This is a genomic window from Streptomyces echinatus (genome assembly GCF_014203595.1).
Classification (GTDB): domain Bacteria; phylum Actinomycetota; class Actinomycetes; order Streptomycetales; family Streptomycetaceae; genus Streptomyces; species Streptomyces echinatus.
On record NZ_JACHJK010000002.1, the window covers coordinates 622,447 to 646,480 of the forward strand.

The following is a 24,034-nucleotide window of genomic DNA, read 5'->3' on the forward strand; positions in this document are numbered from 1 at the left end:
GTACGGCTACGCCCTCGCCCTGGAACGGGACGCGCTGGACGCCTGGGTGTTCGAGGACCGGGTCGCGGCCTGCTCGGTCGCGGGTCTGCCCGCCCACACCGCGGCCGAGGGCTTGGCCGAAGCGCTCGCCTCGTGGGGCGGGCAGCCGTACGCAGAGTTCGCGGACGAGCCCTGGACGGCCGGTGAACGCACCCGCCTGGAGGAACTGCACCGCGCTGCCCGCGAACGGCTCGCCGCCACGCGGCTGAGCCACGGGCAGGCTGCGCAGGCCCTCACCGACGCGGGCGCGCTGACCCGGGAGCAGCCGTTGCACGAGGAGGGATGGCGGCTGCTGGCGCTGGCGCTGTGGGCCCGCGACCGACAGGGGGACGCCCTGGCGGCACTGAGGCAGGCCCGGCACGTCCTCGGAGAAGAACTCGGCGTCGAACCCGGTCCGGCCCTGCTGGAGCTGGAGCAGGCCCTGCTGCACCAGCGTCTGGACGTCCTTCACCGAGAGACCGGGGCGCCCACCGCGACCTCCGCGCGAACCGGGATGGCCGCCGCCGTGACGCTCCGCAGCTCCGTCACGGCTGCCGGACCGGGGACGCCGACTGCGCCGACGGTCCTCATGGCAGGCCGGCTCCTGGGCCGTGACGAAGAGCTGGCGGCAATCGCCGACGCGGCGGAGCGGGCACGTGGCGGCCGCGCGCAGGTGGTACTGGTCTCCGGCGAGGCCGGAATCGGCAAGTCGAGCCTTCTGCAGGCCGCACTGCGCCAACTGCCGCCACAGGGCTGGCTGGTCGGATCCGGGCAGTGCCCGGAGACCGACGGCGCCCCGCCCGGCCGGGCCTGGTTCGATCTCCTCCCCGGTCTCGCCGAAGGCGCGCCACCAGGAGCGTACGCCGACGAGCTGGCCCCCTTGCTGGCCCCGGGCACCTCGAGCGGCTCCGAGCAGCCGGACGGCAGCCCGGCCCGGCGCTTTCGGCTGCACCGGGCGCTGCTCGGCTGGCTCCGCGACGCAGCCGCGCGGCAGCCGCTGGCGATCGTGCTGGACGACCTGCACCGGGGCGACCAGGAGAGCATCGAGCTGTTCCTGCTCTGCGCCGAGCAGTTGCGCGACGCACCACTGGTCCTGGTCGGCTCGTCTCGCACCGGCGAGGGCGACCTGACCGGCGCACTGGCACGCCTGGCTGCCTGCTCGCCCGTACGAATCAAGCTCTCGGGCCTGTCGGACACCCAGGCGAAGGAACTGCTGCGGCGGTCGACGGCCGACATCAGCGAGCAGGCCGCGGCGGCCCTGGCCGAACGGGCCGGGGGCAACCCCTTCTACCTCCGTGAGAGTTCCCTCCTGGTGGCCGGCGAGGGCGAGCAGCAAGCCCTGGCCCGGATCCCGCAAGGGGTCCAGGACGTACTGCGGCGCAGGCTCGCCCTGCTCGCACCGACCGTCACGGCCGGACTGCGGCTCGCAGCCGTCGCCGGACGCGAGGCCCCGATCGCCCTCCTGGTGCAGGCCGCGGACGGCGATCCCGAGCAACTCCTCGACGCCCTGGACGCCGGCGTGACCGCCGGGCTTCTCACCGAGCCGCGGGCGGGTACGGTCCGCTTCAGCCACGCCCTCGTGCGAGACGCCCTGGAGGCGGACCTCACGCGCCTGCGGCTGGCCCGGATGCATTCCCGACTGGGCAGGAGCCTGATCGCCCTCGGCTCGGACGACGTCGCCGCCACCGCCCACCACCTCCTGCGGGCGGCCGCGGTCGTGACCGCCGACGCCGGCCCCGCGGTCCACCATGCCCGGCTGGCGTGCGAGCAGGCCGTGCGCCGCTATGCCCCGCAGAACGCCGAAGCCCTGCTGAACACGGCCCTCGGCCTTCTGGCCGACCATCCGGCAGCCTTCGCAGACCAGGACGCCGCCCTGCTGCGTGTGATGCTGCTGGGCCAGCTCGTCGACTGCAGGATCCGGATGGGGGCCGTCGTACCGGCCCGCGACGCACAGCAGCAGGCCGTCCGGGTGGCCCGTGCCGAGGGCCGGGCAGACCTGCTGACCGCCGCCTACACGACATGGACCGAACCGACGCCCTGGCGCGTCCGCCCGTACGCGGCCTGTGATCCCGAGGGCGTCGAGGAGCTCACGAACCTGCTGGAGAATCACCACCCGGACGACCGGCAGCGGTGCCTGCTCCTCGACCAGCTCGCCGACGCACTGGACGACACCAACCCCCGCGCCGTGACCGTGGCACGCCAGGCCGTGGAGCTCGCCAGGACCGTGGGCGATCCCCGGCTCCGGGGCATGACCCTCACCTCCTTGCTGCGCCGCATCGACTGCGAACTGGAACCCGCCGCCTATCTCGAACTCCACGAAGAACTTGCCGAGGTCGCCGCCTCCCAGGACAGCCCCGAGTACGCCTGGATGAGTTCCTACATCGCCGCCCGGATCGCCGCCGCCGGCAACGACCCGGCGCAGATGGAGCGGTGCCTCGTACGCGCCGACGAGATCGCCCGCACCTACGAGCTGGGCGGTGCCTTCGCCATCGCCAGGCTGCGCCGCCCCATGGTCGCCATGGCCCAGGGCCGATTCGGCGAGGCGGAGCAGGACCTGGCGTCTGCGGTGGCGGACCTGCGAGCGCGTGGGGCGGTGGACCTCAGCGGACTGGCGGGCCTGGCGGCCGGATGCATCCGCCTGCAGCAGGACCGGCTCGCCGAGGTCCTGCCGGTGCTGCTCGCGGTGTGGGAGCAGTACCAGCCGCACAACGAAGCCCTCACCGCCCTCGCCCTGCTGGCCGCGGACCGCGGCGAAGAGGCCCGTGAGGTCTTCGCCCGCAGGGCGCCGATCCGCCGCGACTTCGCCTACTCCATCCTGGCCGGCCTGCGCGGCATCGCCGCCATCGCCTTCGGCGACCGGCAAGCGGCCGCCGAGGTCTACCGCGATCTCCTTCCCCTTCGGCGGCTGGCAGGCGGAGCGAGCAGCCTCAGCCTCGTCTTCCGGCCCGTCGCGCAGACCCTGGGCGAACTTGCCGAATTCCTGGGCCATGCGCAGGAGGCGCGGCGCCACTACCGGGAGGCCGAGCGGGTGGCAGCCGCATGGGACTCCCCGCACTGGTCGCATGCCGCCCAAGCGGCCCTGGCCCGGCTTCCGCAGTCGGGCGAGTAGAACAGGATGCGGTCACGGGGGAGCCGGTCCGGATCGCGCGACGCTAGGCCGGCTCGGCCATGAACTCCGCCGCCAGCTCGAGGAACCGACCGGGCGAGTCCGTCGTCAACTGGAGGTCCACGAGCACCTCGTCGGTCTCCGCCGCGCACATCGTGCGCAGGTGGTCACAGATCTGGCGCACGGTCCCACGGTGGTGGCCCTCCGCCAGGCCGGCCGCGAACTTGGTGACGTCAGGGTTCACACGCAGCACCCGCCGCAGTCCTGCCGGGTCCCGCCCCGCCCCCGTTCGGCCGCCTCGGAGGCCACGGCCCACAGACCGCGGAAGTGCTCAAGCGGCATCGAGGCCGCGAGCCAGCCGTCGGCACGCCGGCCCACCCGCTCCAGGGCAACGGGGGTGAATCCGCCCAGCAGCACCGGTGGCCTCGGCTTCTGGAGGGGCTTGGGCAGGATGGTCGACTCGCGGATCGTCCACAGCGAGCCGGTGTGGACCACCGAACCGGGCCGCCATACGGCGTCGAGGACGTCAAGAGTCTCCTCAAGCCGGGCGCCCCGGCCTTCCCAGGACACTCCCACGGCCTCGTACTCCTCCCGCATCCAGCCCAGCCCGATGCCCACATCCAGGCGCCCGCGGCTGAGCAGGTCGAGTGTCGTCAGCGCCCGGGCGAGCACGAGGGGCGGCTGCACAGGGCGTTGAGCGTACTGCTGCCCAGACGTACCCGTTCGGTCGCCATGGCTGCCACGCCCAGCGCGAGGAGGGGGTCGAGGTGGGTGCCGTACCGGACGGGCATCTTCCCGCCCAGGTATCCGTCGGGCGGGCTGATCGGGGCCAAGAGGCGGTCGGCCACCCAGAGGCTGTGGCAGCCCAGCGCTTCCAACGCCGTGCACATGCCGGCGGAGAGGCGGGGGTCGGCGAACGTACCGAACTGGGGTACGGAGAATCCGATGCGCATCGGTGAGGTTCCTCGATCGTTGGGGGGGAGAACGGGTCCGGACGCACTGGCGCGCATCCAGCCCAGCCGGCGGGGACGACGGTCACCCGGTTGTACGCCGCCCCCGGATCCGGTCGGTCTCGCGGCGGTACTGCCGCTGCCCGAGCAGCTTCCACAGCACTCGCGCCGGAACGGGCAGCCGGGCGAGGAACTCCCTGCGCTCCCCGGGAGAGGCGTCTTCCAGGATGGCGCCGAGCGCGATCATCAGCCGGTTGCGGGGCGTCTCGGCGAGGCCCCGCTCCCCGACCGCATGCCATTCCTTCTCGTTCACATGGAGGGCGACAAGAGGCATGACCTGCCGTTCCTCCTCGTCAAGATGGGCGCACAGCTGCCGGTGATGCCGACGCAGCGCCTCGGCCAGCTCGTCACGGTCCTCGGACAGGGCCTTCGCCTGCCACCGGTCCATGAGCACCTGGACCTCGCTGATCCCTTCGGAGAGCTCCCGGTGCTGGGCCTCCATGGCCAGCACCTGCTCGGCATCGAGGTCCAGATGGGGCAGCAGGACCGGCCAGAGCATCTCGTCCTCCCCGGTGTGGTGGGCGTGCAGGCCGATCGAGTAGAGCCGCCAGTGCTCGGCCAGGATCCGGGCGCGGGCGGTGTCTGCGGGCCGAACGTCCTGGACGAGGTCGGCCAGCAGGCGCGACTCGCGACGGAGCACCTGGTGGATCATCGCCATCTCGCGGGTGTAGGCGTGAACGGCGGAGTCTGAAGTATTGCTCGTGGTCATGATCCCCAGTCTTCGGAGCCCGATTGCCGGGCACTTGCACTCGACTTGCCGTACCTGGCTCACGTGAACGCCGGCTCGAGGTTCGGCTGCCTCATAAGCCGGTCTCGTCCGCCGGCGCCGCTCGTGTTCGCGCCGATGGATACGGGCTGTAAGCCTCTCTCCGGGCGGAGGGAAAGACATTGGGCGCCTGGGCAAGGGCGTGGTCCACTGCGCGGATGAGCTTGTTGGTCGGTGTGTTCACCGCACCTGACCACGAAGGGACGTGTCCAGGGTCCTGTTGGCTGCACGAGGGCGGCGGCGTCTGGCGGTTAGCCGACCGGAAAGCGCCTGGCACCACCCGCTGATGGGGTTCGTCGACCACGGACCAGGCGGCACCGGTGAGCCGGTCGTGGCCCTGCTCAGACCGGGGAACGCGAGCTCGAACACGGCCGCCGACCACATCAGCGCCACCCAACTGGCCCTGGACCAGCCACCTCACCGCCGCTCTCGAACGCCTTAGCCTCGATCCTTCTTGACGGTCCGCCGATGGAGTCGGCGGACCATCTTGTTGCGGGGTGGCGGAGGCCGGGCGCTACCGATGGATGGCCGGCGCGCCGTGTCGTAAGGTCCGGTGAAGGTGTACGGCGGCGCATCGAGCTATGTCGCACCGTTCGCCGTGCGGGTCGCCGGGGGGCTGCGGCGACCCCACCCGCTGCCGATCATCCAGCATGGCAGCGGATGCGCGACAAGCGGGGACACGCGAAAATGATGATGATTGGCATGCGCCAAAACGCGGACCATCTGGATTTCCGCGTCGGAGGGCCCGTCCCGGTTCGCGTCGCCGCACACGGCAATCGCGGCTACGACCGACGCCTTCCGCACGATCCTCACTGTTCTCAGACGCCGAACAGGCCAACCTCACCTTGTACGCCGAGGAAGTGAAAGCACATGACCGTCTCCGGAATCCTGACATCGGGCAAGGCCCGACTGGCCCTTGGCGTGTCGGTCCTCTCCGCCCTGACCGTGACGCCGACTCACGCCGCAGATGGTCTCGGCGGGGCGCCGGCGGGCCAGAAGCCAACAGTGGTGCTCGTACACGGAGCATTCGCCGACGGGTCAAGCTGGAACGCAGTGGTGCAGCGCCTGCAGCGGGACGGCTACCAGGTCATCGCCCCACCCAACACGCTGCGCGGCATACCTCAGGACTCGACATACCTGAACAGCCTGTTGAAGACCATCAAGGGGCCGATCGTCCTCGTCGGACACTCCTACGCCGGCGAGGTGATCTCACAGGCGGCCGCCGGCGTCGACGACGTCAAAGCTCTGGTCTACATCAACGCGATGATGCCGGACAAAGGGGAGTCGTTCGCCAGTCTCTCGGGCAAGTTCCCGAAAGCTCCGCTCACCAAGGCGTTGCGGCAGGTGCCGTTCCGTAACGGCGACGGCACGTCGGGGACCGACATGTACATCCAGCCCGACAAGCTCCACGCGACCTTCGCCCAGGACCTCTCCCAGGAGCAGGCTTCCGTCATGGCATCGACGCAGCGCCCGATCGCACAGTCGGCCTTCACCGACAAGCTCACCCAAGCGGCCTGGCGGGACAAGCCCGTCTACGTGCTCGTCGGCAAACAGGACCGGGCCATCAACCCCAGCCTCGAACGGTACGAAGCCGCGCGGGCACACGCACGCAAGACGGTCGAGATCAACTCCTCACACGTCTCCCTGGTCTCACACCCCCAAGCCGTCACGGATCTCATCCTCAGCGCAGCCCACGACTCCGGCCGGCAGTAGACGAACGGGCAGCATTCCGAGCGCGCAGCGAGGGGCCATTTGATGCCCGGCCATGCAGCGATGAGGGCGGCAGCGTCCGCAGGGCAGGACGCTGCCGAACGGCGACGGACCCGGCCCGTGCCGCTCTCAGTACGGCTGGCCCGTCGGCATGATGGTGACTTGCTGGAGGTTCACCCGGCGCGGGAGCGAGGCGAGGAAGCCGATCGTGTCGGCTATGTCCTGGGGCGTCAGCCACTCGATGGCCTCCTTGGAGCCCTCCAGCCAGTCGATCGCCCCCTGGTCGGTGACGTGCCCCTGTAGCTCGGTACCGACGATGCCTGGCTCGATGGCCGAGACGCGGACGTTCTTCGGGCCCAGTTCCACGCGCAGGTGGCGGGAGAGATGGGTGACGTACGCCTTGGTGCCGGAGTAGACCGCGAAGTTCGGGAAGATGTTCTGGGCCGCGATCGACGAGGTGTTGATCAGGTCGGCCACGCCGCCGCCTTCGCCGGCGGCCTTCACGAGCTGCGGGACGAACGCGCCGATGACGTTCATCAGACCGGTGATGTTCAGGTCGATCTGGCGCTGCCACTGGTCGGTGGCCAGTTCCTCGATCGGGGCGGGGAGCATGACGCCGGCGTTGTTGAGCAGCAGGTCGGCGCCGCCGCGTTCAGCCGCGACCTGGTCGGCGGCCGCTTGGATCGCCGCCCTGTCGGTCACGTCGGCGGTGATCGCGGTGGCGCTGCCGCCGTTCTTCTTGATCCTGGCGACCAGGTCGGTCAGCCGGTCGGCGCGCCTGGCCAGGACGACGGCGTGTGCGCCGAGCGCGGCCAGCTTCTCGGCGGACGCCTCTCCGATGCCGCTGGAGGCTCCGGTGATGACCGCGACGCGGCCCTGGAGGGGCTGGGCGATGCTCTGTGTGGACATGGGTGCACCTTCCGGAGGAGGAGCGAGGTTGATGTGTCGCCGGGCCGCGTCTGCGGGGGGCCGGAAGATTCCAAGGCTGTAGCCGACCCAGTTCTGCTGTAGCCGACCCAGTTCTCAGGAAAGTGCCTTGACCACTTCCTGCGCCAGCGGCCCCGACGAAGCCGGATTCTGCCCCGTGTGGAGGTTGCCGTCCGACACGGTGTACGGCTCCCAGGCGGGACCACGTGTGTACTTGGTGGGGAGCTTCTTCAACTCGTCCTCCAGGAGCCACTTCGCGTCCTTGGCGAAACCGACGCCCTCTTCTACCTCGTTGCAGAATCCGGTCATGTTGAGGTCCGCGAAGGGCGTTTTGCCGTGCTCGTCGCGGGTCGCGAGGATCGCGGCGGGGGCGTGGCAGACAATGGCGAGGGGCTTGCCCGACGCGAGCGCCTTGCGCAGCAGTACCGCAGAGTCCGCGTCGGAGGCGAGATCTTCCACAGGCTCATGGTGTCGACGACGGGGATAACGGCGCCCGGTGTTGCCACGGTGACCTCGTAGCCGGCGTCCGTAAAGACGCTGTAGGGTGCTACGAATTCTTCGGCCCAATATCCGGTCGGATGACGATGTCCATTCTTGAATGTGTCCAGTAGCTTGCGCCGGTAAGTACAATAAGAATTCGACTCATGACTGCCCCCCCTTGATGTCGGGAAGGGGATATGTGCCTTTGTAGGCTACCCGCGCCGGGCGGCCGCGGCAACCGGAGATGCGTTCACGGCGACGCGGAAATTAAATGGATGGCGCCCATATTCAATTTCCTGTCCGCGCCGGTTTCAATACTGTCTCATTTTCGGGTCGTGAATTACCGGCGGGCCACGTTCATTACCCTCCGATGCCTCTAAAGTGGGGCAACTCGTTCAGGCGGGCCCGCCCACGGGTTCGACGCGTCGGGCGGCGAGTCGTTCTTCATGGCCGGCCTGCTGAACAACGGTCAGACCTGTTGGCTGCGCTCAGCGTCGCCCATCCTCGGCGTCCCCAGTCCAGCGAGAGTCCGGCACCCCCGGCAGGAGGCCGCCGCCCTCCGAGCCATCACCGCGCAACACGCACTACGGCAGTCGCCAGTCCACCGGCTGCGCCCCCTGCCGCAGCAGCAGATCGTTGGCCCGGCTGAACGGGCGCGAGCCGAAAAAGCCCCGGTCCGCCGACATCGGCGACGGGTGCGCGGACTCGATCGCCGGGAGATCCCCCAGCAGCGGCCGCAGATTACGCGCGTCACGCCCCCACAAGATGGACACCAGCGGCTTGCCGCGCCCGGCAAGGGCCCGGATCGCCTGCTCGGTGACCTCCTCCCAGCCCTTGCCCCGGTGCGCCGCGGGCTTGCGCGGGGCCGTCGTCAACGCCCTGTTGAGCAACAGCACACCCTGCTGCGTCCACGGCGTCAGATCGCCGTTCGACGGCCTGGGCAACCCGAGGTCGGAGTGCATCTCCCGAAAGATGTTCTCCAGACTCCCCGGCAGCGAACGCACTTCAGGCGAGACCGCGAAACTCAGTCCGATGGCCATCCCGGGTGTGGGGTAGGGATCCTGTCCCACGATCAGGACACGGACGTCATCGAAAGGCTGCTGGAAGGCCCGCAGGACATTCGCCCCGGACGGAAGATAAGTCCGGCCGGCCGCTATCTCGGCCCGGAGGAAGTCCCCCATGGCCGCGACGCGTTCAGCCACAGGTTCGAGAGCCTTCGCCCAGCCTGCTTCAACAAGTTCATGCAAGGGTCGTGGTGCCACGGCGCCTCACTCTACTGGTGGGCGCCGTGCCCCGGCACAACACATAAGCCCTCACGCACGGCCGCCGCTCCTGGCGCTACTCTTCGTCTTCGTCGGGATCTTCGAACCGGTCGAGCAGATCACGCAGCCGGTCACCGGGAAGGAGGGGAGCCCGTTGCACCCAGTGATCAAGCCACTCCGCAATGGTCGTCACACCTGGTCAGCCCCTCACACTCGGTACGCAGATCGCGGAACTCCCGCACACACGGTGGGCCTGTCGTTCTCGGTCGCGCCCGAGGTGCGCCCCCTGCCGCCCAGCCTGATCAGCCCGGGCGCGCATCGCGGCAAGGGCTGGGAGGAGGTCACCGAGCAGGCGATACGGGCCCTCGCGGCGCGCGGCAAGCCGCTGGTGTCCATCCTGTGGGGCCGAGACGCCCGCAACCTCCGTCCGCTGCCCGGCCGTCTTCCGGCGGTGGAGTCCGCGCACCCCTCGCCCATGCCGGCCGACCGCGGCTTCTTCGGCTCGCGCCCCTTCAGCCAGGCCAACGACCTGCCGATGCGGCAGGGCGGACAGCCGGTGGACCGGCGTCTGCCGTGACCGCCGCGGGGTATCTCGCCGTGGACTCGGGCGGTTCCGGCCTGCGGGTCGCCGTCGGTGTCCCGGGGCGGGAACCCGCGGCGCGGCACGAGTCCCGGGAACCGGTCCGCACGGGTGCGCGGGGCATCGACCCGGCCCATCTGCTGGAGCAACTCGTCCCGGTGGCCCGCGCCCTGGCCGCCCGGGCGGAGCTGGACGGGCTGGGTACGGCCGTCGTCGGGGCGGCCGGGTTCGCCACCCTGGGCGACGCCCTGCGCGCCGAACTGCCCGGCGCCCTCGCCCGGGAGCTGGGCGTACGCACCGTGGCGCTCGCTGCCGACGCCGTCACCGCCTACGCCGGCGCCCTCGGGTCGCGGCCGGGCGCGGTCCTCGCCGCGGGCACCGGGCTGATCGCGATCGGCACGGACCTGACGGGCTGGCGGCGGGCCGACGGCTGGGGGCACCTGCTGGGCGACTGCGGCAGCGGCGCCTGGATCGGGCGGGCCGGCCTGGAGGCCGCGCTGCGTGCCCACGACGGCCGCGACGGCGCTTCCGCCTCGCTGCTGGCCTGCGCCGAGGAGCAGTTCGGCCCGGTGCGCGGCCTGCCCGGCCTGCTGTACCCGCGGGCCGACCGGGCCGCCGTTCTGGCCTCCTTCGCGCCCCGGGTTGCCTCCTGCGCCGCACACGATCCGGTCGCCGCGGAGATCCTGGGTGCGGCGGCCCGGCACATGGCCGACTCCGCCGCGGCCGTCTGCCCGGCCCGGGGCGAACCCGAAGTGGCGCTCACCGGCGGCCTGTTCCAGATGGGCGACCCCCTCCTCATGCCCCTGCGGGAGGAACTGGCTCGCCGGCTGCCGCACGCCCGGCAGGTACCGGCCGCGGGGGATCCGCTGCACGGCTCGGTACGGATCGCGACGGATCTGGAGGCGGGGCGGCTCGACCTGCCGGGGGATCCTGCGATGCTCTGCGTGAGCCACACCCAGCGTGACTGACCGTCGGCGAGAAGGGGGTTGTGTCGCGGTGTCGGCCCATGCGTCCGGCATGTGCCGGAAACGCGTGTCATGCGTACGTAACTCATCAGACAAAACCGGACGGATACCGCTCACCTGCACCCTCCCCGAACGGAGGAACCCAGGAAACCAGTAACATGCGGCGCCATGAGCTCCCCCACTGGACCCGCGTCCGGCCTGCCCGTACGAATGCCGCGACCCCGCCAGCCCGGACGGCACCGCCGTCCGGAGCCGCTGGTGGCTCCCGAGGGCGCGCCCGCGCTCGTCCTCGCGGTGCCCGGCGCGCCCAGCGCCGCCACGCGCAGCCTCGCCGAGGAGGTCGTGAGCATCGCCCGCTCCGAGCTGCCCGGCCTGGACGCCCGGATCGGGTACCTGGACGGGGACGACTCCGAGTTCCTCACGCTCCGCTCCGTGCTGGCCATCGCCGCCGAGGAGCGCACCGCCCGTTACGAGCAGGCCGTCGCCGCCGGGATCGAGGGCGTCAAGGAGCCCGACGGCCCGGTCGCCGTCGTCGTCCCGCTGCTGGCCGGACCGGACAACGCGCTGCTGCGCCGGATCCGTCAGTCCGTGATGGACAGCCGGGTCGCCGCCGACCTGACCGATGCCCTGGGCCCGCACCCGCTGCTCGCCGAGGCGCTGCACGTGCGGCTGTCCGAGGCGGGCCTGGCCCGCGCCGACCGCGCCCGGCTGTTCACCGTGGCCACCGCCGCCGACGGCATCATCCTGGCCTCCGTGGGCGGCGACGAGGCCGTGCAGGCGGCCGGCATCACCGGCATGCTGCTCGCCGCGCGCCTGGCCGTGCCGGTGATGTCGGCGGCCCTGGACCAGGAGGGTTCCATCTCCTCCGTGGCCGAGCAGCTGCGGTCGTCCGGCTCGCAGCAGCTGGCCCTGGCGCCGTACCTGATCGGCCCGGAGATCGACGCGGGTCTGCTGGCCGCCGCGGCCGAGGAGGCGGGCTGCGCCACGGCCGAGGCGCTCGGCGCGTACCCGGCGATCGGCAAGCTCGCGCTCGCCAAGTACACGACGGCGCTGGGCATCGCCCCGCAGCAGCCGCAGGGCGCGCCGGTCCGCTGACGCGGGCGGCCACCGGTGGCCGGCGTCCGTACGACACAGGGCCCGCTCCCGTCCGGGGGCGGGCCCTTCGCCGTGTCCGGGCCCGAAGGGTTCAGCCGAAGACCACGCAGGAGGCCGCGGTGACCCGCACGGAGCCGTCGTAGCGGGGGATGCCCGTCGCCTCGTCCACGGCGAACCAGGTCACGTCACCGGAGCGCTCGTTGGCCGCGTAGAGGAAGCCGCCGTGCTGGGCGAGCGCGCGGGGCCAGCGCCCGCCGCAGGGCACCGTGGTGGTCAGCCGGAGCCCGTCGTCTTCGACGGCGAGGACCGACAGGACGTCCTCGCCGCGGGTCGCCGTCCACACGAAGCGGCCGTCGGGCGAGACCACGATCCCCGAGGGGTAGGCGTCCCCGGCCGGTGCGTCCCGCAGCACGGGGACCTCGGTCAGCGGCTTGAGCGAGCCGCCCTCGGCGTCCCAGCGGCACACCGTCACCGTGGGGGTCAGCTCGTTGACCACGTAGGCGTGCTCGCCGTCCGGGTGGAAGGCGAGGTGGCGCGGGCCGGAGCCCGGGCGCAGGGCGATCTCGCGGTGCACGGCCGGGGCGCCGTCGGCGAGGGTGCAGACGCGGACCGAGTCCGTCCCGAGGTCGACGCTGACGGCCCAGCGGCCGCTGGGGTCGGGCTGCACCTGGTGGGCGTGCGGGCCGCGCTGGCGCCGGTCGTGCGGCCCGGAGCCGGTGTGCTGGAGCCGCCCGGAGGGCGCGTCGGCGAGCGTGCCGTCCGGGCGCAGGGGTACGGCGGTGACGCTGCCGCAGCCGTAGTTGGCGGTGAGCAGATGCCCGTCGTGCAGGCTGAGATGGGTGGGGCCGCTGCCGTCCACCGGTACCGGTGCGCCGGTGGGTTCCGGCCGGTCGCCGGTGACGCGGTAGGCGGCGACGGCGCCCTCGGCGGTCTCGCTGACCGCGTACAGCGTGTGCCCGTCCGGTGAGAGGGCCAGGTAGGAGGGGTCGGGTACGTCCTTGACGGCGGACACGACGTCGAGGGCCCCGCTGCGCGGCGCGACCTCCGCGATCACCAGTCCGGGGCCGCCCGCCGCCGTGAACGATCCGATGAACGCCCGGCGCCTGCCCGCCCTGCCGTCCTGTGCCACCGCTGTCCCCTCTCGGTCGAGCCCGTCGAGTCCCGGTCGAGCCAGTCGAGCCGGCCGAGCCGGTCCGGGGCCGACGGTAGCAGTCGATCAGTCCCGGTCTAGACCAAGAGGGCGGGGCGGCAGGGCGGTTCGCGCGAAGCGGCGGGCCGTTCAGGCCCCGACCAGCCGGGACCCGGACGGCGTGCGCAGGGGTTCCGCGAGGTCGGCGAGGGCGCGCTCCAGGCCGTGCAGATGGGCCAGGGCCGGTTCGGCGGGCGATTCGGCGGGGCGCCGCACGGGTTCGGCGCGGCCGGCGGTGAGGGCCTCGACGGCGGCCTCCACACGCCAGCAGGCGGCGGCGAGCCGGGCGTCGTGGGACGCCTCGGGGTCGGCGGCGATCGCCACCAGGCCCCGGATCTCGCGGGCGCAGTCGTCGAGCAGCGCCAGCACCCGGCGGGCCCGCGCCTTCCGTGCCGGCCTGGGGTTCAGCGGGTGCACCAGCGGGGCCACCGACAGCCGTACCCGGCCGAGCAGCTGTTCCAGTTCGGCGACGCGGGGCGCGGGGTCGGCCGTGGCGGACCCGGCGAGGCGGGCCGCGGCCTCGGCGGTGCACGCGTGCACGCAGCGCAGGGCCCGCTGGATCCAGGCGTCGGTGGTGGCGTGCGTGGTGACCGGCAGCACGATCGCGACGGCGAGCGCGGCGCCGAGCGCGCCGACGCCGGTCTCCGCGAGGCGCAGGGCGAGCAGTCCGGGGCTGAGGACGCCGAGGAGGCCGTAGAGGGACTCGGCGAGCACGGTCACCCAGAGCATCATCCAGGTGTAGGAGACGGCGGCCGTGTAGAAGATGCCGAAGACGGCGACCGCGACGAGGACGGCCGTCGGGACCGGGGCACCGTCGACGGGTACGGCGACGAGGAAGCCCAGGCAGATGCCGATCACCGTGCCGAGGACCCGCCGGAAGCCGCGGACCAGGGTCTCGCCGCGCGAGGCGGTGTTGACGAAGATCCACCAGGTGGCGCCGACGGCCCAGTACCAGCGCTGCCCCGACACCAGCTGGCCCACGACGAGCGCGAAGGCGGCGCCCGAGGTCGCCTGGACGGCCTGTCGCGTGGTCACCCGGGCCAGCCCGGTCCCGGCGGGCGGGGCGGGTACGGCGACCGGGGGCAGCCGGCGCTCGTAGCACCACACACCGAACCGCACGGCGGCCGCGCTGAGCACGGACAGCAGGACGGCGGCGTACAGCTCGGGCAGCTGCGCCGGGGTGGCGTGCAGGAACTGGGCCACGAAGAAGGTCATGAAGGCGAACACGCCGAGGCTGTGACCGCGCGGACCCCACCGGCGGGCGTAGACGCCGGCGCCGACCACGGCCAGGAAGGCGAAGTCACGGGCGACGGGGACGTCGTGCAGCTCCGCCGCGACGGCGAGCACCGGCACACCCACGGCGGGCAGCAGGGCGGTGGTGACCGCCTGCCCGCGCACGGTCGGGTCGGCGACGGTGAACAGGGCGAGCAGCGCGGCGAGCCCGCCGGTGACCGCACCGGCGAGGGAGTGTCCGGCGAGTCCGCAGACCACGACCGCCAGGCCGATGCCGAGGACGGCCCGCGCCGCGAAGCGCAGGCGCGCCCCGCCCGGGTCCGGAGCCACGAACATCCTCTTCAGCACTGCTGTCCTCCCCGGGGAACGAAACACGGCACAGAAAAGGCGCCGCGGGATCCGCAGCGCCATCGACAGGTCCATGAGAGCACCACCAGGGTCACTGGCTCAAGTCAACGCCGATCCGCTGGGCCATTGGCCCTTCCGCGGCGGAGCAAGCCGACCCATGGCAACGCCAACGGCCCAGGTCGAGCGGCACATGGGGCGGCGAGGGCAGTGGGCCATTGGTACAGTCGGACATCATGGCCGTGGACGAACTCGACACCCGCATCCTGCGGCTGCTCCTGGAGCAGCCGCGCACCAGCGTGCGCGAGTACGCCCGCATCCTCGGCGTGGCCCGCGGCACGCTCCAGGCGCGGCTGGACCGGATGGAACGGGACGGCGTGATCACCGGCACGGGCCCCTCCCTCTCCCCCGCCGCGCTGGGGCATCCGGTGCTGGCCTTCGTGCACATCGAGGTCACCCAGGGCCATCTGGACGACGTGGGGGACGCGCTGGCCGCCGTCCCGGAGATCGTGGAGGCCTTCTCGATCACCGGTGGCGGGGATCTGCTCGCCCGGGTGGTGGGCCGGGACAACGCGCATCTGGAGGACGTGATCCAGAAGCTGATCAGCCTGCCGGGCGTGGTGCGCACCCGTACCGAGGTGGCGCTGCGCGAGCGCGTCCCGCACCGGCTGCTGCCCCTGGTGGAGTCCGTCGGCCGGGCGGCCCGCGTCTGATCCTTGGCATGCTGGACGCCATGAGCGATCTCGGCACCCTCGCGGTCATCTTCGATCTCGACGGAACGCTGGTGGACAGCGAGCCGAACTACTACGAGGCGAGCCGGCGGACGCTGGCCGAGCACGGTGTCCCCGGCTTCACCTGGACGGACCACGAGGGCTACGTCGGTGTCAGCACCCTGGAGACGGTGACGATCTGGCGGGAACGCTACGGCCTGCGTGTCCCGGTGGCTGAGCTGCTGGCCGCGATGAACCGCCGCTATCTGGACCTGGCCCGCGCCCACACGCGCGCGTACCCGGAGATGCGGAAGTTCGTGGAGCTGCTGGCCGCCGAGAACGTGCCGATGGCGGTGGCCTCCGGCTCCTCCCCGCAGGCCATCGACGCGATCCTGGCGGGCACCGGCCTGGCCGCGTTCCTGCGCACGGTGGTCTCGTCCGACGCGGTGCCCCACGGCAAGCCCGCCCCGGACGTCTTCCTGGAGGCGGCCCGCCGGCTCGGCGCGGCCCCGGCCGACTGCGTGGTCCTGGAGGACGCGGCCCCCGGTGCGGCCGCCGCCCACGCGGCCGGGATGCGCTGCGTCGCGATCCCGTACGTCCCCGCCCAGGCCGGTGCTCCCGAGTTCGCCACGGCCGACCTGCTGCTGCGAGGCGGACAGGCAGAGTTCACGGCGCAGTCGGCGTACACCTGGCTGCGGGACACGGCCCGCTGAGCCCCTTTCCGGGCCGTCCGGGGTGACCGTCCCCGGTGTCGCGCGGGACGGTGGCCAGCCCTCGTCCGGCGGGGGCGGACGGCACGTGCGGCGCCGTACGTGCGTGACGGTCCCGCGGCGGCCGGGGCGCCGGGGCCGGGGTGACGCGCAGTTGTTCGGCGTGCGCGACGGGCGACGACTGCATAGCGTGACCCCATGAGCACAGTCCAGGCCCGGCCTGCCCCCGATGAGCGGCGGTGGAAGGCGCTCGGGGTCTGTCTGGCGGCGGGTTTCATCTCGCTTCTCGACACCTCGATCGTGAATGTGGCGCTGCCCTCGCTGGAGCGCGGGCTGGGGGCCTCTGAGGCGGTCCAGTCATGGGTGGTCTCCGGTTACGCCCTGACCTTCGGGCTCGCCCTGGTCCCGGCGGGCCGGCTGGGCGACATGCGGGGCCGGCGGCAGGCCTTCCTGATCGGGCTCGCCCTGTTCACCGTGGCCTCGCTGGCTTGCGGGCTGGCGGCGAGCCCCACCTGGCTGGTGGTGTTCCGGCTGATCCAGGGAACGGCGGCGGGCATGGTCGCGCCGCAGACCTCGGGGCTGATCCAGCAGATGTTCCCGGGCGATGAACGGGCCAAGGCCTTCGGCGTCCTCGGCACGGTCATCGGCGTGTCGACCGCGGCCGGTCCCCTGGTCGGCGGCCTGCTGATCGACGCGGTCGGCACCGACGACGGCTGGCGCTGGGTGTTCTTCGTCAATCTGCCGATCGGGGTGGCCGCCTTCGTCGCGGGGCTCCGGCTGCTGCCCCGTCTGCCGGTGGCGGGGAAGCACGAGGAGTTCGACCTGTTCGGGGTGCTGCTCCTGGGCGCGGGCGTGTTCGCGCTCATGCTCCCCCTGGTGCAGGAGCAGCAGTGGACCGGACGGGAGAAGTGGGCGCTGGTGCCGGTGGCCCTGGCGCTGCTGGGCGCGTTCTGGGCCTGGGAGAGACGGCAGGGGGTGCTGGGACGCGCCCCGCTGGTGGACCTGGCGCTGTTCTCCCTGCGCTCGTTCACGCTCGGCGCTCTGATCAGCCTCACCTACTTCGCGGGCTTCACCACAGTCTTCTTCCTCTACGCCCTGTACCTGCAGAACGGCTTGGGGTACAGCGCGCTGGCGTCGGGGCTCACGGTCCTGCCCTTCGCGGTGGCCTCCGCGATCGGGGCGGCCATCGGCGGCCGCCTGGTGGTGCGTCACGGCCGCAAGCTCGTCGTCATCGGGCTGGGCGGGGTGGCGCTGGGTCTGCTCGGAGTGGTCGCGGCGATGGAGCTGGCGCCCGGGCGGAACCTGGGCTGGGCGTCGGCGCTGCCGCTGCTCGTCGGCGGCATCGGATCGGGCATGACGGTCTCCCCGAACACCACCCTCACCCTCACCCGGGTCCCCGTGAACCGGGCGGGCGCGGCCGGGGGCGTCCTGCAGACGGGCCAGCGCGTCGGCTCGGCCGCCGGGATCGCGGTGGTGGGCTCGGTGTACTTCGCGCACCTCGCCAACCACGGCCGCACCGATACGGCGATGCAGCTCGGGCTGCTCTCCTCGGTGGCGATCATCCTGGTCGCGCTCGTGCTGGCGGTCGCCGATCTGCGGGACCGCAAGTCCGGTCCCGAGCCGGACCTGGCCGGGGAACCGGCCGGCTGGGGCCGGGAAGAGGACGGCACGGCGGAGCCGGTGCGGCCCGGGTCGTGAGCGTTGCCGGTGCGGACGGGTCGTGAGCGTTGCCGGTGCGGGACGGGTCGTGAGCGGGGCCGGTGCGGCCCGGGTCGTGAGCGGCCGGTCGGCCGCTCGCCTCACGACCTCCGGCGCGGCTTCCCCCGCTTGGCCGGCTTGCCGCCGCCCGTGCGGGCGCGGGCCGTACGGCTCCCCGGCTTGGCGGAGGACGTCGCAGACGACTTGCCCTGACCCTTCCCCGCCGGAGTCTGCCGGGCGCCGCCCCGGTCGGAGCGCTTGCGCTGGTCGTCGGCCTCGGGCTGCGCCGCCGTACGGCCCCGGGTGCTGTTGACGGTGCGTCCGCGGACGATGCCGATGAAGTCCTCCACCAGATCGGTGGTGGCCTCCTCCGGCCAGGACAGGGCGACGCTCGACTGGGGTGCGTCGACGACCGGGCGGTAGGTGAGGTCACGGCGGTGGTACAGGCGGGCCAGCGACTGCGGCACGACCAGCAGGCCGACGTTCGCCGCCACCAGTTCGAGGGCGTCGGGTGTCGTCGCGGGGCGCTCGAAGGCCGGTTCGCCGGGCGGGGCGTCCCAGTCGAAGACGTCGTCCAAGGGGTGGAAGAGCACCTCGTCGGCGAGGTCGGCCAGGGTCACCTCGTCCGCGGCCGTGATCACATGGTCCTTCGGGACCACGACCACCGAGGCCTCGGTGTACAGCGGGATCGCGCTGAAGAACGAACGGTCGACCGGCAGCCGGACCAGGCCCGCGTCGGCGTCCCCGGCGCGCAGCACCTCGGACGCCTCGGCGGCCGGGACCTGGACGAGGGTGAGTGGGACGCCGGGCAGACGCTCCCGCCAGACCTTCGCCCACTTGGCGGGCGTCACGCCGGGAACGTACGCGAGCCGGAACGACGGTGATTCCTCCGAGCCTGTCACCAGGCCAGATTACCGGCAGCGGGCAGGCCGCCGGCACCGGCCGTGGTCGGCGGTCCCGCACACGGCCGATACCCTTGACCTCATGAAGTCGCAGCAGAGCACCCAGACGATGAAGCCCGCGACCGCGGCGAAGAAGCTGGGTGTGTACCTCCCCGCCACCCCCGCCTCCTTCCAGGAGGGTGTGGTCACGCGCGCCGAGCTCAGCGAGCTGCAGGCCAACCCGCCGGAGTGGCTGCGCGAGCTGCGGAACACGGGCCCCCACCCGCGTCCGGTGGTGGCCGCCAAGCTGGGCGTGTCCATCGCGGGGCTCGCCCGGGGCGGGGTCACCGAAGCACTGACCACCGAGCAGATCGAGGCGCTCAAGCAGGAGCGGCCCGAGTGGCTGGAGAAGGAGCGCGCCACCCAGGCCGAGGTCCGCAAGGAGACCGTGCGGCTGAAGAACCTGAAGAAGGAGAAGGCGGAGGGCGGCCCCGAGCACGGCTGACCTCTCCGCCCGGCACCGAGCGAGGCTGACCGTCCCGCCCGGCACTCAGCACGACCGGCCTCTGCGCCTGGCACCGAGCGCAGCCGACCATCCCGCCCGGCCTCTGCGCCCGGCGCCGAGCGCGACCGGCCCTTCCGCCCGGCCCGGATGCCCGCCCGGGCCTCCAGGTACGTTCGGCCGGGAGGGTTCCGCCAGGTGGGGGCGGTTCAGCCGTAGAAGCTCAGCCGTACCCGGCGGTCGGGGTTGTCCTTGTTGGTGTCCACCAGACACACCGACTGCCAGGTGCCCAGCTCCAGGCGTCCGCCGATCACCGGCAGGGTCGCGTGCGGCGGGACGAAGGCGGGCATGACGTGGTCGCGGCCGTGGCCGGGGCTGCCGTGCCGGTGCTGCCATCGGTCGTCCGCGGGCAGCAGGGTGTGCAGAGCCGCGAGCAGGTCGTCGTCACTGCCTGAGCCCGTCTCGATGACCGCGATTCCGGCGGTGGCGTGCGGGACGAAGATGTTGAGCAGGCCGTCCCGGCCTGCCGCCGCCTCCCGCAGGAACTCCTCGCAGTCCGCGGTCAGGTCGACGACACGCTCCCGGGAACCGGTGGAGACGTGCAGCATGCGCGTGGTGAAGGCATCGGACATGCCCCCATCCTGACCCATACGCCGGTTCTCACACTCGACGGCGCCGCCCTTTCCGGTCCGGGTGGTTCGTCCGGCGGGACGCCGTCGGCCCGCGCGCACACCCGGCCGGGCGCGGCGGGTTGTCGGCCCTCCCTGTGTCTCCATGTCTCTACATCTCTATGTCTCCGTGTCTCCGTGTCTCCGGGTCGCTCGCGTCGCGGACTCCGCCGTCGGAGGGGACGGGCGCCGGGCCGCAGCCGGGAAGATCCGCGGGCGGCTCCCTGTTGGGAGTGGCGTGAACGGAGCACGCGAGGTCGAGGTCGTCGTCATCGGCGCGGGTCAGGCCGGTCTGGCCGCCGCCTATCACCTGCGGCGGACCGGTTTCGAGCCGGACCGCGACTTCGTGGTCCTGGACCACTCCCCCGGGCCGGGCGGGGCCTGGCAGTTCCGGTGGCCCTCTTTGACGTTCGGCAAGGTGCACGGGATGCACGCGCTGCCCGGCATGGAGCTGACGGACGCCGACCCGGCGCGGCCCTCGGCCGAGGTCGTCCGGGAGTACTTCGACCGGTACGAGCGCACCTTCGGCCTGCGGGTACGGCGTCCCGTGGAGGTGCGCGCGGTGCGCGAGGGCGGCGGGGAGCGGCTGCTGGTGGAGACATCGGACGGCGACTGGTCGACGCGGGCGCTGATCAACGCGACCGGGACCTGGGACCGGCCGTTCTGGCCGCGCTATCCCGGTCAGGAGACCTTCCGCGGGCGGCAGTTGCACACCGCGCAGTACGCCGGCCCCGAGGAGTTCGCGGGGCAGCGGGTCCTCGTCGTGGGCGGCGGTGCCTCGGGCACTCAGCACCTGCTGGAGCTGGCCCCGTACGCGGCCGCGACCGTCTGGGTCACCCGGCGGCCTCCGGTCTTCCGCGAGGGCCCGTTCGACCAGGAGGCGGGCCGCGCGGCCGTCGCGCTGGTGGAGGAGCGGGTGCGGGAGGGGCTTCCGCCGCGCAGTGTGGTCTCGGTCACCGGGCTGCCCCTCAACGACGCCGTCCGCCAGGGTTTCGCCGACGGAATCCTGGACCGGCAGCCGATGTTCGACCGGATCACCCCGGAGGGCGTGGAGTGGCGGGACGGCCGGAGGGTGGCGGTCGACGTGATCCTGTGGGCGACCGGCTTCCGGGCCGCGCTCGACCATCTCGCTCCGCTGCGGCTGCGTGAACCGGGCGGCGGCATCCGGGTGGAGGGCACCCGTGCGGTCGCCGATCCGCGGATCCACCTCGTCGGGTACGGCCCCTCGGCCAGCACCGTCGGGGCCAACCGGGCCGGGCGCGCCGCCGTACGGGACATCAGGCGGCTGCTGACGGACGAGCCTGTCGCCGCGTGAGGTCCCGTACGGTTCAGCTGCCGGCGCCTCCCGGTGAGGCCGGGAGCGCCGGTGCGCCGCTGTCCGAGGGCTGTGTCGCCGCGTCCTGGTGAGCGGCGTTGAAGTCGGCCACGTTCTTCAGGTGCTCGTTGTAGTCCGCGGTGAAGCGCGTGTCCCCGGGCCGCACCGTGACGTAGTACAGCCAGTCGCCCGGCGTCGGGTTGAGGGCGGCGCGCATCGCCTGCTCGCCGGGGTTGTCGATCGGTGTCGGCGGCAGACCCGTGCGCTGGTAGGAGTTGTACGGGCTCGCCAGCTGTGCGTCGTCCTGACTGGTGCGGACCGTGCTGCGGTTCAGCGCGTAGTTGATGGTCGAGTCCATCTGCAGCGGCATTCCGCTCTGGAGCCGGTTGTAGACGACCCGGGCGACCTTGCCCATGTCCACCTTCGTGCCGGCCTCCGCCTGGACGATGCTGGCGATGGTGACGGTCTGGTAGACGTTCATCGCCTCCCGCTGTGCCCCGGCCGCGACCGGTGCGGCGTCGTACTTCCGTTTGGCGTTGTCGACCATGGCCCGCAGCAGCGACTCGGGGGTCGCGCCCTTCCGCACCGGATATGTCGCGGGCAGGAGATAGCCTTCCGGGTTGCCCCCGGCCTCGCCCGGCAGATGCAGGGCGGCCTTGTCGAGGGACTTGCGGGTACTGCCGGGAGGCAGCGCGAGCGCCTTGTCGATCGCGTCGTAGACCTGGCCCGAGCGCCAGCCCTCCGGGATGACCAGCATGGCGGACTGCGCCTGTTCGTGGTCGGTGGCCAGCGTCAGCAGCGGCACCGCCACGGCGGCGCCGGCCACGACAGCACCGGCCACGACGACGGCGAGTCTGCCCCGGCGTGTCAGTCGGATCCTGCTCCGTGACGGAGTGTTCGTCTGCATGCGGGCACGGTAATACGCATAGGCTCATAAACCCGGCATATGTTCAGTTTGTCGGCTGCAGTCGCGCGTCCCGGCGCACCAGGGCCGCGTACCGCCCGTCCCGCTCCAGGAGTTCGTCGTGTGTGCCCCGTTCGGCGACGCGTCCGGAGTCCAGCACCACGATCTGGTCGGCGCCGCGGATCGTGGACAGACGGTGGGCGATGGTGATCGTCGTACGGTCGGCCGACAGCGCGTCGATGGCCTGCTGGACGGCCGCTTCCGTGCGGGTGTCGAGCGCACTGGTCGCCTCGTCCAGGATGAGGACCGGCGGGTCGCGCAGGATCGTGCGGGCTATCGCCAAACGCTGTTTCTCGCCTCCGGAGAAGCGGTGGCCGCGTTCGCCGACGACCGTGTCGTAGCCGTCGGGGAGCGCGGCGATGTGGTCGTGGATCTGCGCCGCCTTGGCGGCCGCGTGCAGTTCGCCGTCGGTGGCGTCCGGTTTGGCGAAGCGCAGGTTCTCGGCGACCGAGGCGTGGAAGAGGTACGTCTCCTGGGAGACGACACCGACCGCGCGGGCGAGGGTGTCGAAGTCGAGGTCGCGGACGTCCACGCCGTCCAGCGTGACGCGGCCGCCGGTGACGTCGTACAGGCGGGGCACCAGATAGCCGAGCGTGGACTTGCCGGCGCCGGTCGGACCGACGACGGCGAGGCTGCCGCCGGGCGGCACGGTGACGTCGACGCCGTCGAGGACCGGGCCTCCCTTGTCGTCGTACCGGAACTCGACGTCCTCGAAGCGGACTTCGCCCTTGACCTGGTCGATCCGGACCGGTCGCTCGCGCTCGGTGATGTCGACCGGCAGGTCCAGGTACTCGAAGATGCGCTGGAAGAGCGCCAGCGAGGTCTGGATCTGGACGCCGGTCGCGAGCAGGCTCACGGCCGGGCGGAACAGGCCCTGCTGGAGCGAGACGAAGGCGACGATGGTGCCGAGGGAGACCTCGGTACCGCCGAACCGGAGGGCGAGGCCGGCCGTCCAGTAGATGACCGCGGGCATCGCGGCCATGACGATCGTGATCACGGCCATGCGCCAGCGCCCGGCCATGTTCGACCTGACCTCCAGGTCGACCAGGCGCTCGGACTCCCCGGCGAAGGACGCGGTCAGCGAGTCGGAACGGCCCATGGTGCGGCCGAGCAGGATGCCGCTGACCGAGAGTGACTCGGTGACCGTGGCCGCCATCGCGGCCATCTGCTTCTGCCGCTGGGTGGTGATCTTCTTGCGTTCGTTGCCCACTCTGCGGCTGATCCACACGAACACCGGCAGCAGGACCAGCGAGACGATCGTCAGCCGCCAGTCCAGGGCGATCATCGCGACGATCGTGGCGACCACGCTGGTGGCGTTGGAGACCAGGGAGGTGGCGGTGGAGGTGACGGTGGCCTGCATGCCGCCGATGTCGTTGGCGATGCGGGACTGCACCTCGCCGGTGCGGGTGCGGGTGAAGAAGGCGAGCGACATGCGCTGCAGCCGGCCGTAGACCGCCGTGCGCAGGTCGTGCATGACCCGCTGGCCGACGGTGGTCGAGATCAGCGTCTGGAGCACACCGAAGACGCCGGCCAGGACGGCGCTGAGGATCATGCCGAGCGCGAGCAGGCTCAGCAGGCCGGTGCGACCCTGGGGGATCGCTACGTCGAGCGTCTCCTTCAACAGGAACGGCGTGGCCACGGAGACCAGCGACGAGGCGCCGACGAGCAGGCCGACGACGGCCAGCCGCCCGCGGTAGGGACGGAAGAGCCGCAGGATGCGGCGCACCTGCCGGGGCTGTTCGCCGGCGTCGGCAGGTGGGGTCCAGGAGGGTTCACGGTCGGGATGCATGGGCTCCTACGGAGGGGAACGGGTGCCGGCCCGGGGAGGCCGACGCTGCCTGACGGATCGTAGCTCATTGTTACCTATACTCACAATGAACGGCATCCTGATATTGTTCCC

21 protein-coding genes and 3 pseudogenes are annotated in these 24,034 nt (G+C 72.2%); 11 read left to right on the top strand and 13 right to left on the bottom strand.

Annotation, left to right across the window (positions count from 1 at the left end):
- Window positions 1–46 precede the first annotated feature (46 nt).
- Window positions 47–3,127, top strand: a complete 3,081-nt coding sequence (locus FHS34_RS07325) for an ATP-binding protein (RefSeq protein WP_184962340.1) — start codon at window positions 47–49, stop codon at window positions 3,125–3,127.
- Window positions 3,128–3,170: 43 nt separating this feature from the next.
- Here the strand turns inward: FHS34_RS07325 and FHS34_RS07330 are convergent, their stop codons facing one another.
- From FHS34_RS07330 to FHS34_RS07345, 4 genes are all read right to left on the bottom strand, one after another.
- Window positions 3,171–3,368 carry a hypothetical protein gene (locus FHS34_RS07330; protein WP_184962342.1) on the bottom strand — a complete coding sequence of 66 codons (198 nt, stop codon included), beginning with the start codon at window positions 3,366–3,368 and terminating at the stop codon, window positions 3,171–3,173.
- Complete coding sequence (locus tag FHS34_RS07335) at window positions 3,365–3,811, bottom strand: LLM class flavin-dependent oxidoreductase (RefSeq protein WP_184962344.1); 447 nt, start codon at window positions 3,809–3,811, stop codon at window positions 3,365–3,367. The genes FHS34_RS07330 and FHS34_RS07335 overlap by 4 nt, the downstream gene beginning before the upstream one ends.
- Entirely contained in the window at window positions 3,778–4,077 is a 300-nt protein-coding gene (locus tag FHS34_RS07340; RefSeq protein ID WP_184962346.1) for an LLM class flavin-dependent oxidoreductase, read from the bottom strand. The genes FHS34_RS07335 and FHS34_RS07340 overlap by 34 nt, the downstream gene beginning before the upstream one ends.
- A gap of 82 nt (window positions 4,078–4,159) precedes the next feature.
- Window positions 4,160–4,843 (bottom strand): hemerythrin domain-containing protein, encoded by a 684-nt coding sequence (locus tag FHS34_RS07345; protein ID WP_184962348.1) that lies wholly within the window; start codon window positions 4,841–4,843, stop codon window positions 4,160–4,162.
- 331 nt (window positions 4,844–5,174) lie between these two features.
- On the opposite strand from FHS34_RS07345, the pseudogene FHS34_RS07350 reads away from it, so the two are divergent.
- Window positions 5,175–5,333, top strand: a pseudogene (locus FHS34_RS07350) (IS1380 family transposase); the annotation flags it as partial.
- A gap of 437 nt (window positions 5,334–5,770) precedes the next feature.
- On the top strand, window positions 5,771–6,613 hold the full coding sequence (locus tag FHS34_RS07355) for an alpha/beta fold hydrolase (RefSeq protein ID WP_184962350.1): 843 nt from the start codon (window positions 5,771–5,773) through the stop codon (window positions 6,611–6,613).
- A 126-nt stretch (window positions 6,614–6,739) separates the two neighbouring features.
- Here FHS34_RS07355 and FHS34_RS07360 read toward each other — a convergent pair whose 3' ends face one another.
- The 3 genes and pseudogenes from FHS34_RS07360 to FHS34_RS07370 form a co-directional block, all read right to left on the bottom strand.
- Window positions 6,740–7,519 (bottom strand): SDR family oxidoreductase, encoded by a 780-nt coding sequence (locus FHS34_RS07360; protein ID WP_184962352.1) that lies wholly within the window; start codon window positions 7,517–7,519, stop codon window positions 6,740–6,742.
- A 114-nt stretch (window positions 7,520–7,633) separates the two neighbouring features.
- Window positions 7,634–8,183: pseudogene (locus FHS34_RS07365) on the bottom strand (type 1 glutamine amidotransferase domain-containing protein).
- A 418-nt stretch (window positions 8,184–8,601) separates the two neighbouring features.
- The gene (locus tag FHS34_RS07370) at window positions 8,602–9,279 is read right to left on the bottom strand and encodes a uracil-DNA glycosylase (RefSeq protein ID WP_184962354.1); all 678 of its coding nucleotides are present in this window, start codon (window positions 9,277–9,279) and stop codon (window positions 8,602–8,604) included.
- A 232-nt stretch (window positions 9,280–9,511) separates the two neighbouring features.
- Here FHS34_RS07370 and FHS34_RS07375 point away from each other — a divergent pair.
- From FHS34_RS07375 to FHS34_RS07385, 3 genes and pseudogenes are all read left to right on the top strand, one after another.
- Window positions 9,512–9,856, top strand: a pseudogene (locus FHS34_RS07375) (uracil-DNA glycosylase); the annotation flags it as partial.
- Window positions 9,853–10,827: an N-acetylglucosamine kinase gene (locus FHS34_RS07380; protein ID WP_184962356.1), complete on the top strand. Its 975-nt coding sequence runs from the start codon at window positions 9,853–9,855 to the stop codon at window positions 10,825–10,827. The pseudogene FHS34_RS07375 and the gene FHS34_RS07380, both read left to right, overlap by 4 nt.
- A 165-nt stretch (window positions 10,828–10,992) precedes the next feature.
- Window positions 10,993–11,919 carry a sirohydrochlorin chelatase gene (locus FHS34_RS07385; RefSeq protein ID WP_184962357.1) on the top strand — a complete coding sequence of 309 codons (927 nt, stop codon included), beginning with the start codon at window positions 10,993–10,995 and terminating at the stop codon, window positions 11,917–11,919.
- Between the two features lie 91 nt (window positions 11,920–12,010).
- Here FHS34_RS07385 and FHS34_RS07390 read toward each other — a convergent pair whose 3' ends face one another.
- Window positions 12,011–13,048: a lactonase family protein gene (locus FHS34_RS07390; RefSeq protein ID WP_184962359.1), complete on the bottom strand. Its 1,038-nt coding sequence runs from the start codon at window positions 13,046–13,048 to the stop codon at window positions 12,011–12,013.
- A 150-nt stretch (window positions 13,049–13,198) separates the two neighbouring features.
- Window positions 13,199–14,689, bottom strand: a complete 1,491-nt coding sequence (locus FHS34_RS07395) for an FUSC family protein (RefSeq protein WP_184962361.1) — start codon at window positions 14,687–14,689, stop codon at window positions 13,199–13,201.
- 233 nt (window positions 14,690–14,922) lie between these two features.
- On the opposite strand from FHS34_RS07395, the gene FHS34_RS07400 reads away from it, so the two are divergent.
- From FHS34_RS07400 to FHS34_RS07410, 3 genes are all read left to right on the top strand, one after another.
- Complete coding sequence (locus FHS34_RS07400) at window positions 14,923–15,399, top strand: Lrp/AsnC family transcriptional regulator (protein WP_184962363.1); 477 nt, start codon at window positions 14,923–14,925, stop codon at window positions 15,397–15,399.
- Window positions 15,400–15,419: 20 nt separating this feature from the next.
- Window positions 15,420–16,109, top strand: a complete 690-nt coding sequence (locus tag FHS34_RS07405) for an HAD family hydrolase (protein ID WP_184962365.1) — start codon at window positions 15,420–15,422, stop codon at window positions 16,107–16,109.
- A 195-nt stretch (window positions 16,110–16,304) separates the two neighbouring features.
- Window positions 16,305–17,804, top strand: coding sequence for an MFS transporter (locus tag FHS34_RS07410; protein WP_184962367.1), 1,500 nt, complete (start codon window positions 16,305–16,307; stop codon window positions 17,802–17,804).
- A gap of 101 nt (window positions 17,805–17,905) precedes the next feature.
- Here the strand turns inward: FHS34_RS07410 and FHS34_RS07415 are convergent, their stop codons facing one another.
- Entirely contained in the window at window positions 17,906–18,706 is an 801-nt protein-coding gene (locus FHS34_RS07415) for a LysR family substrate-binding domain-containing protein (protein ID WP_184962369.1), read from the bottom strand.
- Between the two features lie 82 nt (window positions 18,707–18,788).
- Between FHS34_RS07415 and FHS34_RS07420 the strand changes: the two genes are divergently transcribed.
- Complete coding sequence (locus FHS34_RS07420; RefSeq protein WP_184962371.1) at window positions 18,789–19,190, top strand: DUF5997 family protein; 402 nt, start codon at window positions 18,789–18,791, stop codon at window positions 19,188–19,190.
- A gap of 206 nt (window positions 19,191–19,396) precedes the next feature.
- On the opposite strand, the gene FHS34_RS07425 is transcribed toward FHS34_RS07420, so the two are convergent.
- Entirely contained in the window at window positions 19,397–19,819 is a 423-nt protein-coding gene (locus tag FHS34_RS07425; RefSeq protein ID WP_184962373.1) for a secondary thiamine-phosphate synthase enzyme YjbQ, read from the bottom strand.
- A 274-nt stretch (window positions 19,820–20,093) separates the two neighbouring features.
- On the opposite strand from FHS34_RS07425, the gene FHS34_RS07430 reads away from it, so the two are divergent.
- Window positions 20,094–21,170 carry an NAD(P)-binding domain-containing protein gene (locus FHS34_RS07430; RefSeq protein ID WP_184962375.1) on the top strand — a complete coding sequence of 359 codons (1,077 nt, stop codon included), beginning with the start codon at window positions 20,094–20,096 and terminating at the stop codon, window positions 21,168–21,170.
- Window positions 21,171–21,183: 13 nt separating this feature from the next.
- On the opposite strand, the gene mltG is transcribed toward FHS34_RS07430, so the two are convergent.
- Both mltG and FHS34_RS07440 read right to left on the bottom strand, forming a co-directional pair.
- Window positions 21,184–22,077, bottom strand: a complete 894-nt coding sequence (gene mltG / locus FHS34_RS07435; protein WP_184962377.1) for an endolytic transglycosylase MltG — start codon at window positions 22,075–22,077, stop codon at window positions 21,184–21,186.
- A 43-nt stretch (window positions 22,078–22,120) separates the two neighbouring features.
- Window positions 22,121–23,923 carry an ABC transporter ATP-binding protein gene (locus tag FHS34_RS07440; RefSeq protein WP_184962379.1) on the bottom strand — a complete coding sequence of 601 codons (1,803 nt, stop codon included), beginning with the start codon at window positions 23,921–23,923 and terminating at the stop codon, window positions 22,121–22,123.
- Between the last annotated feature and the right edge of the window lie 111 nt (window positions 23,924–24,034).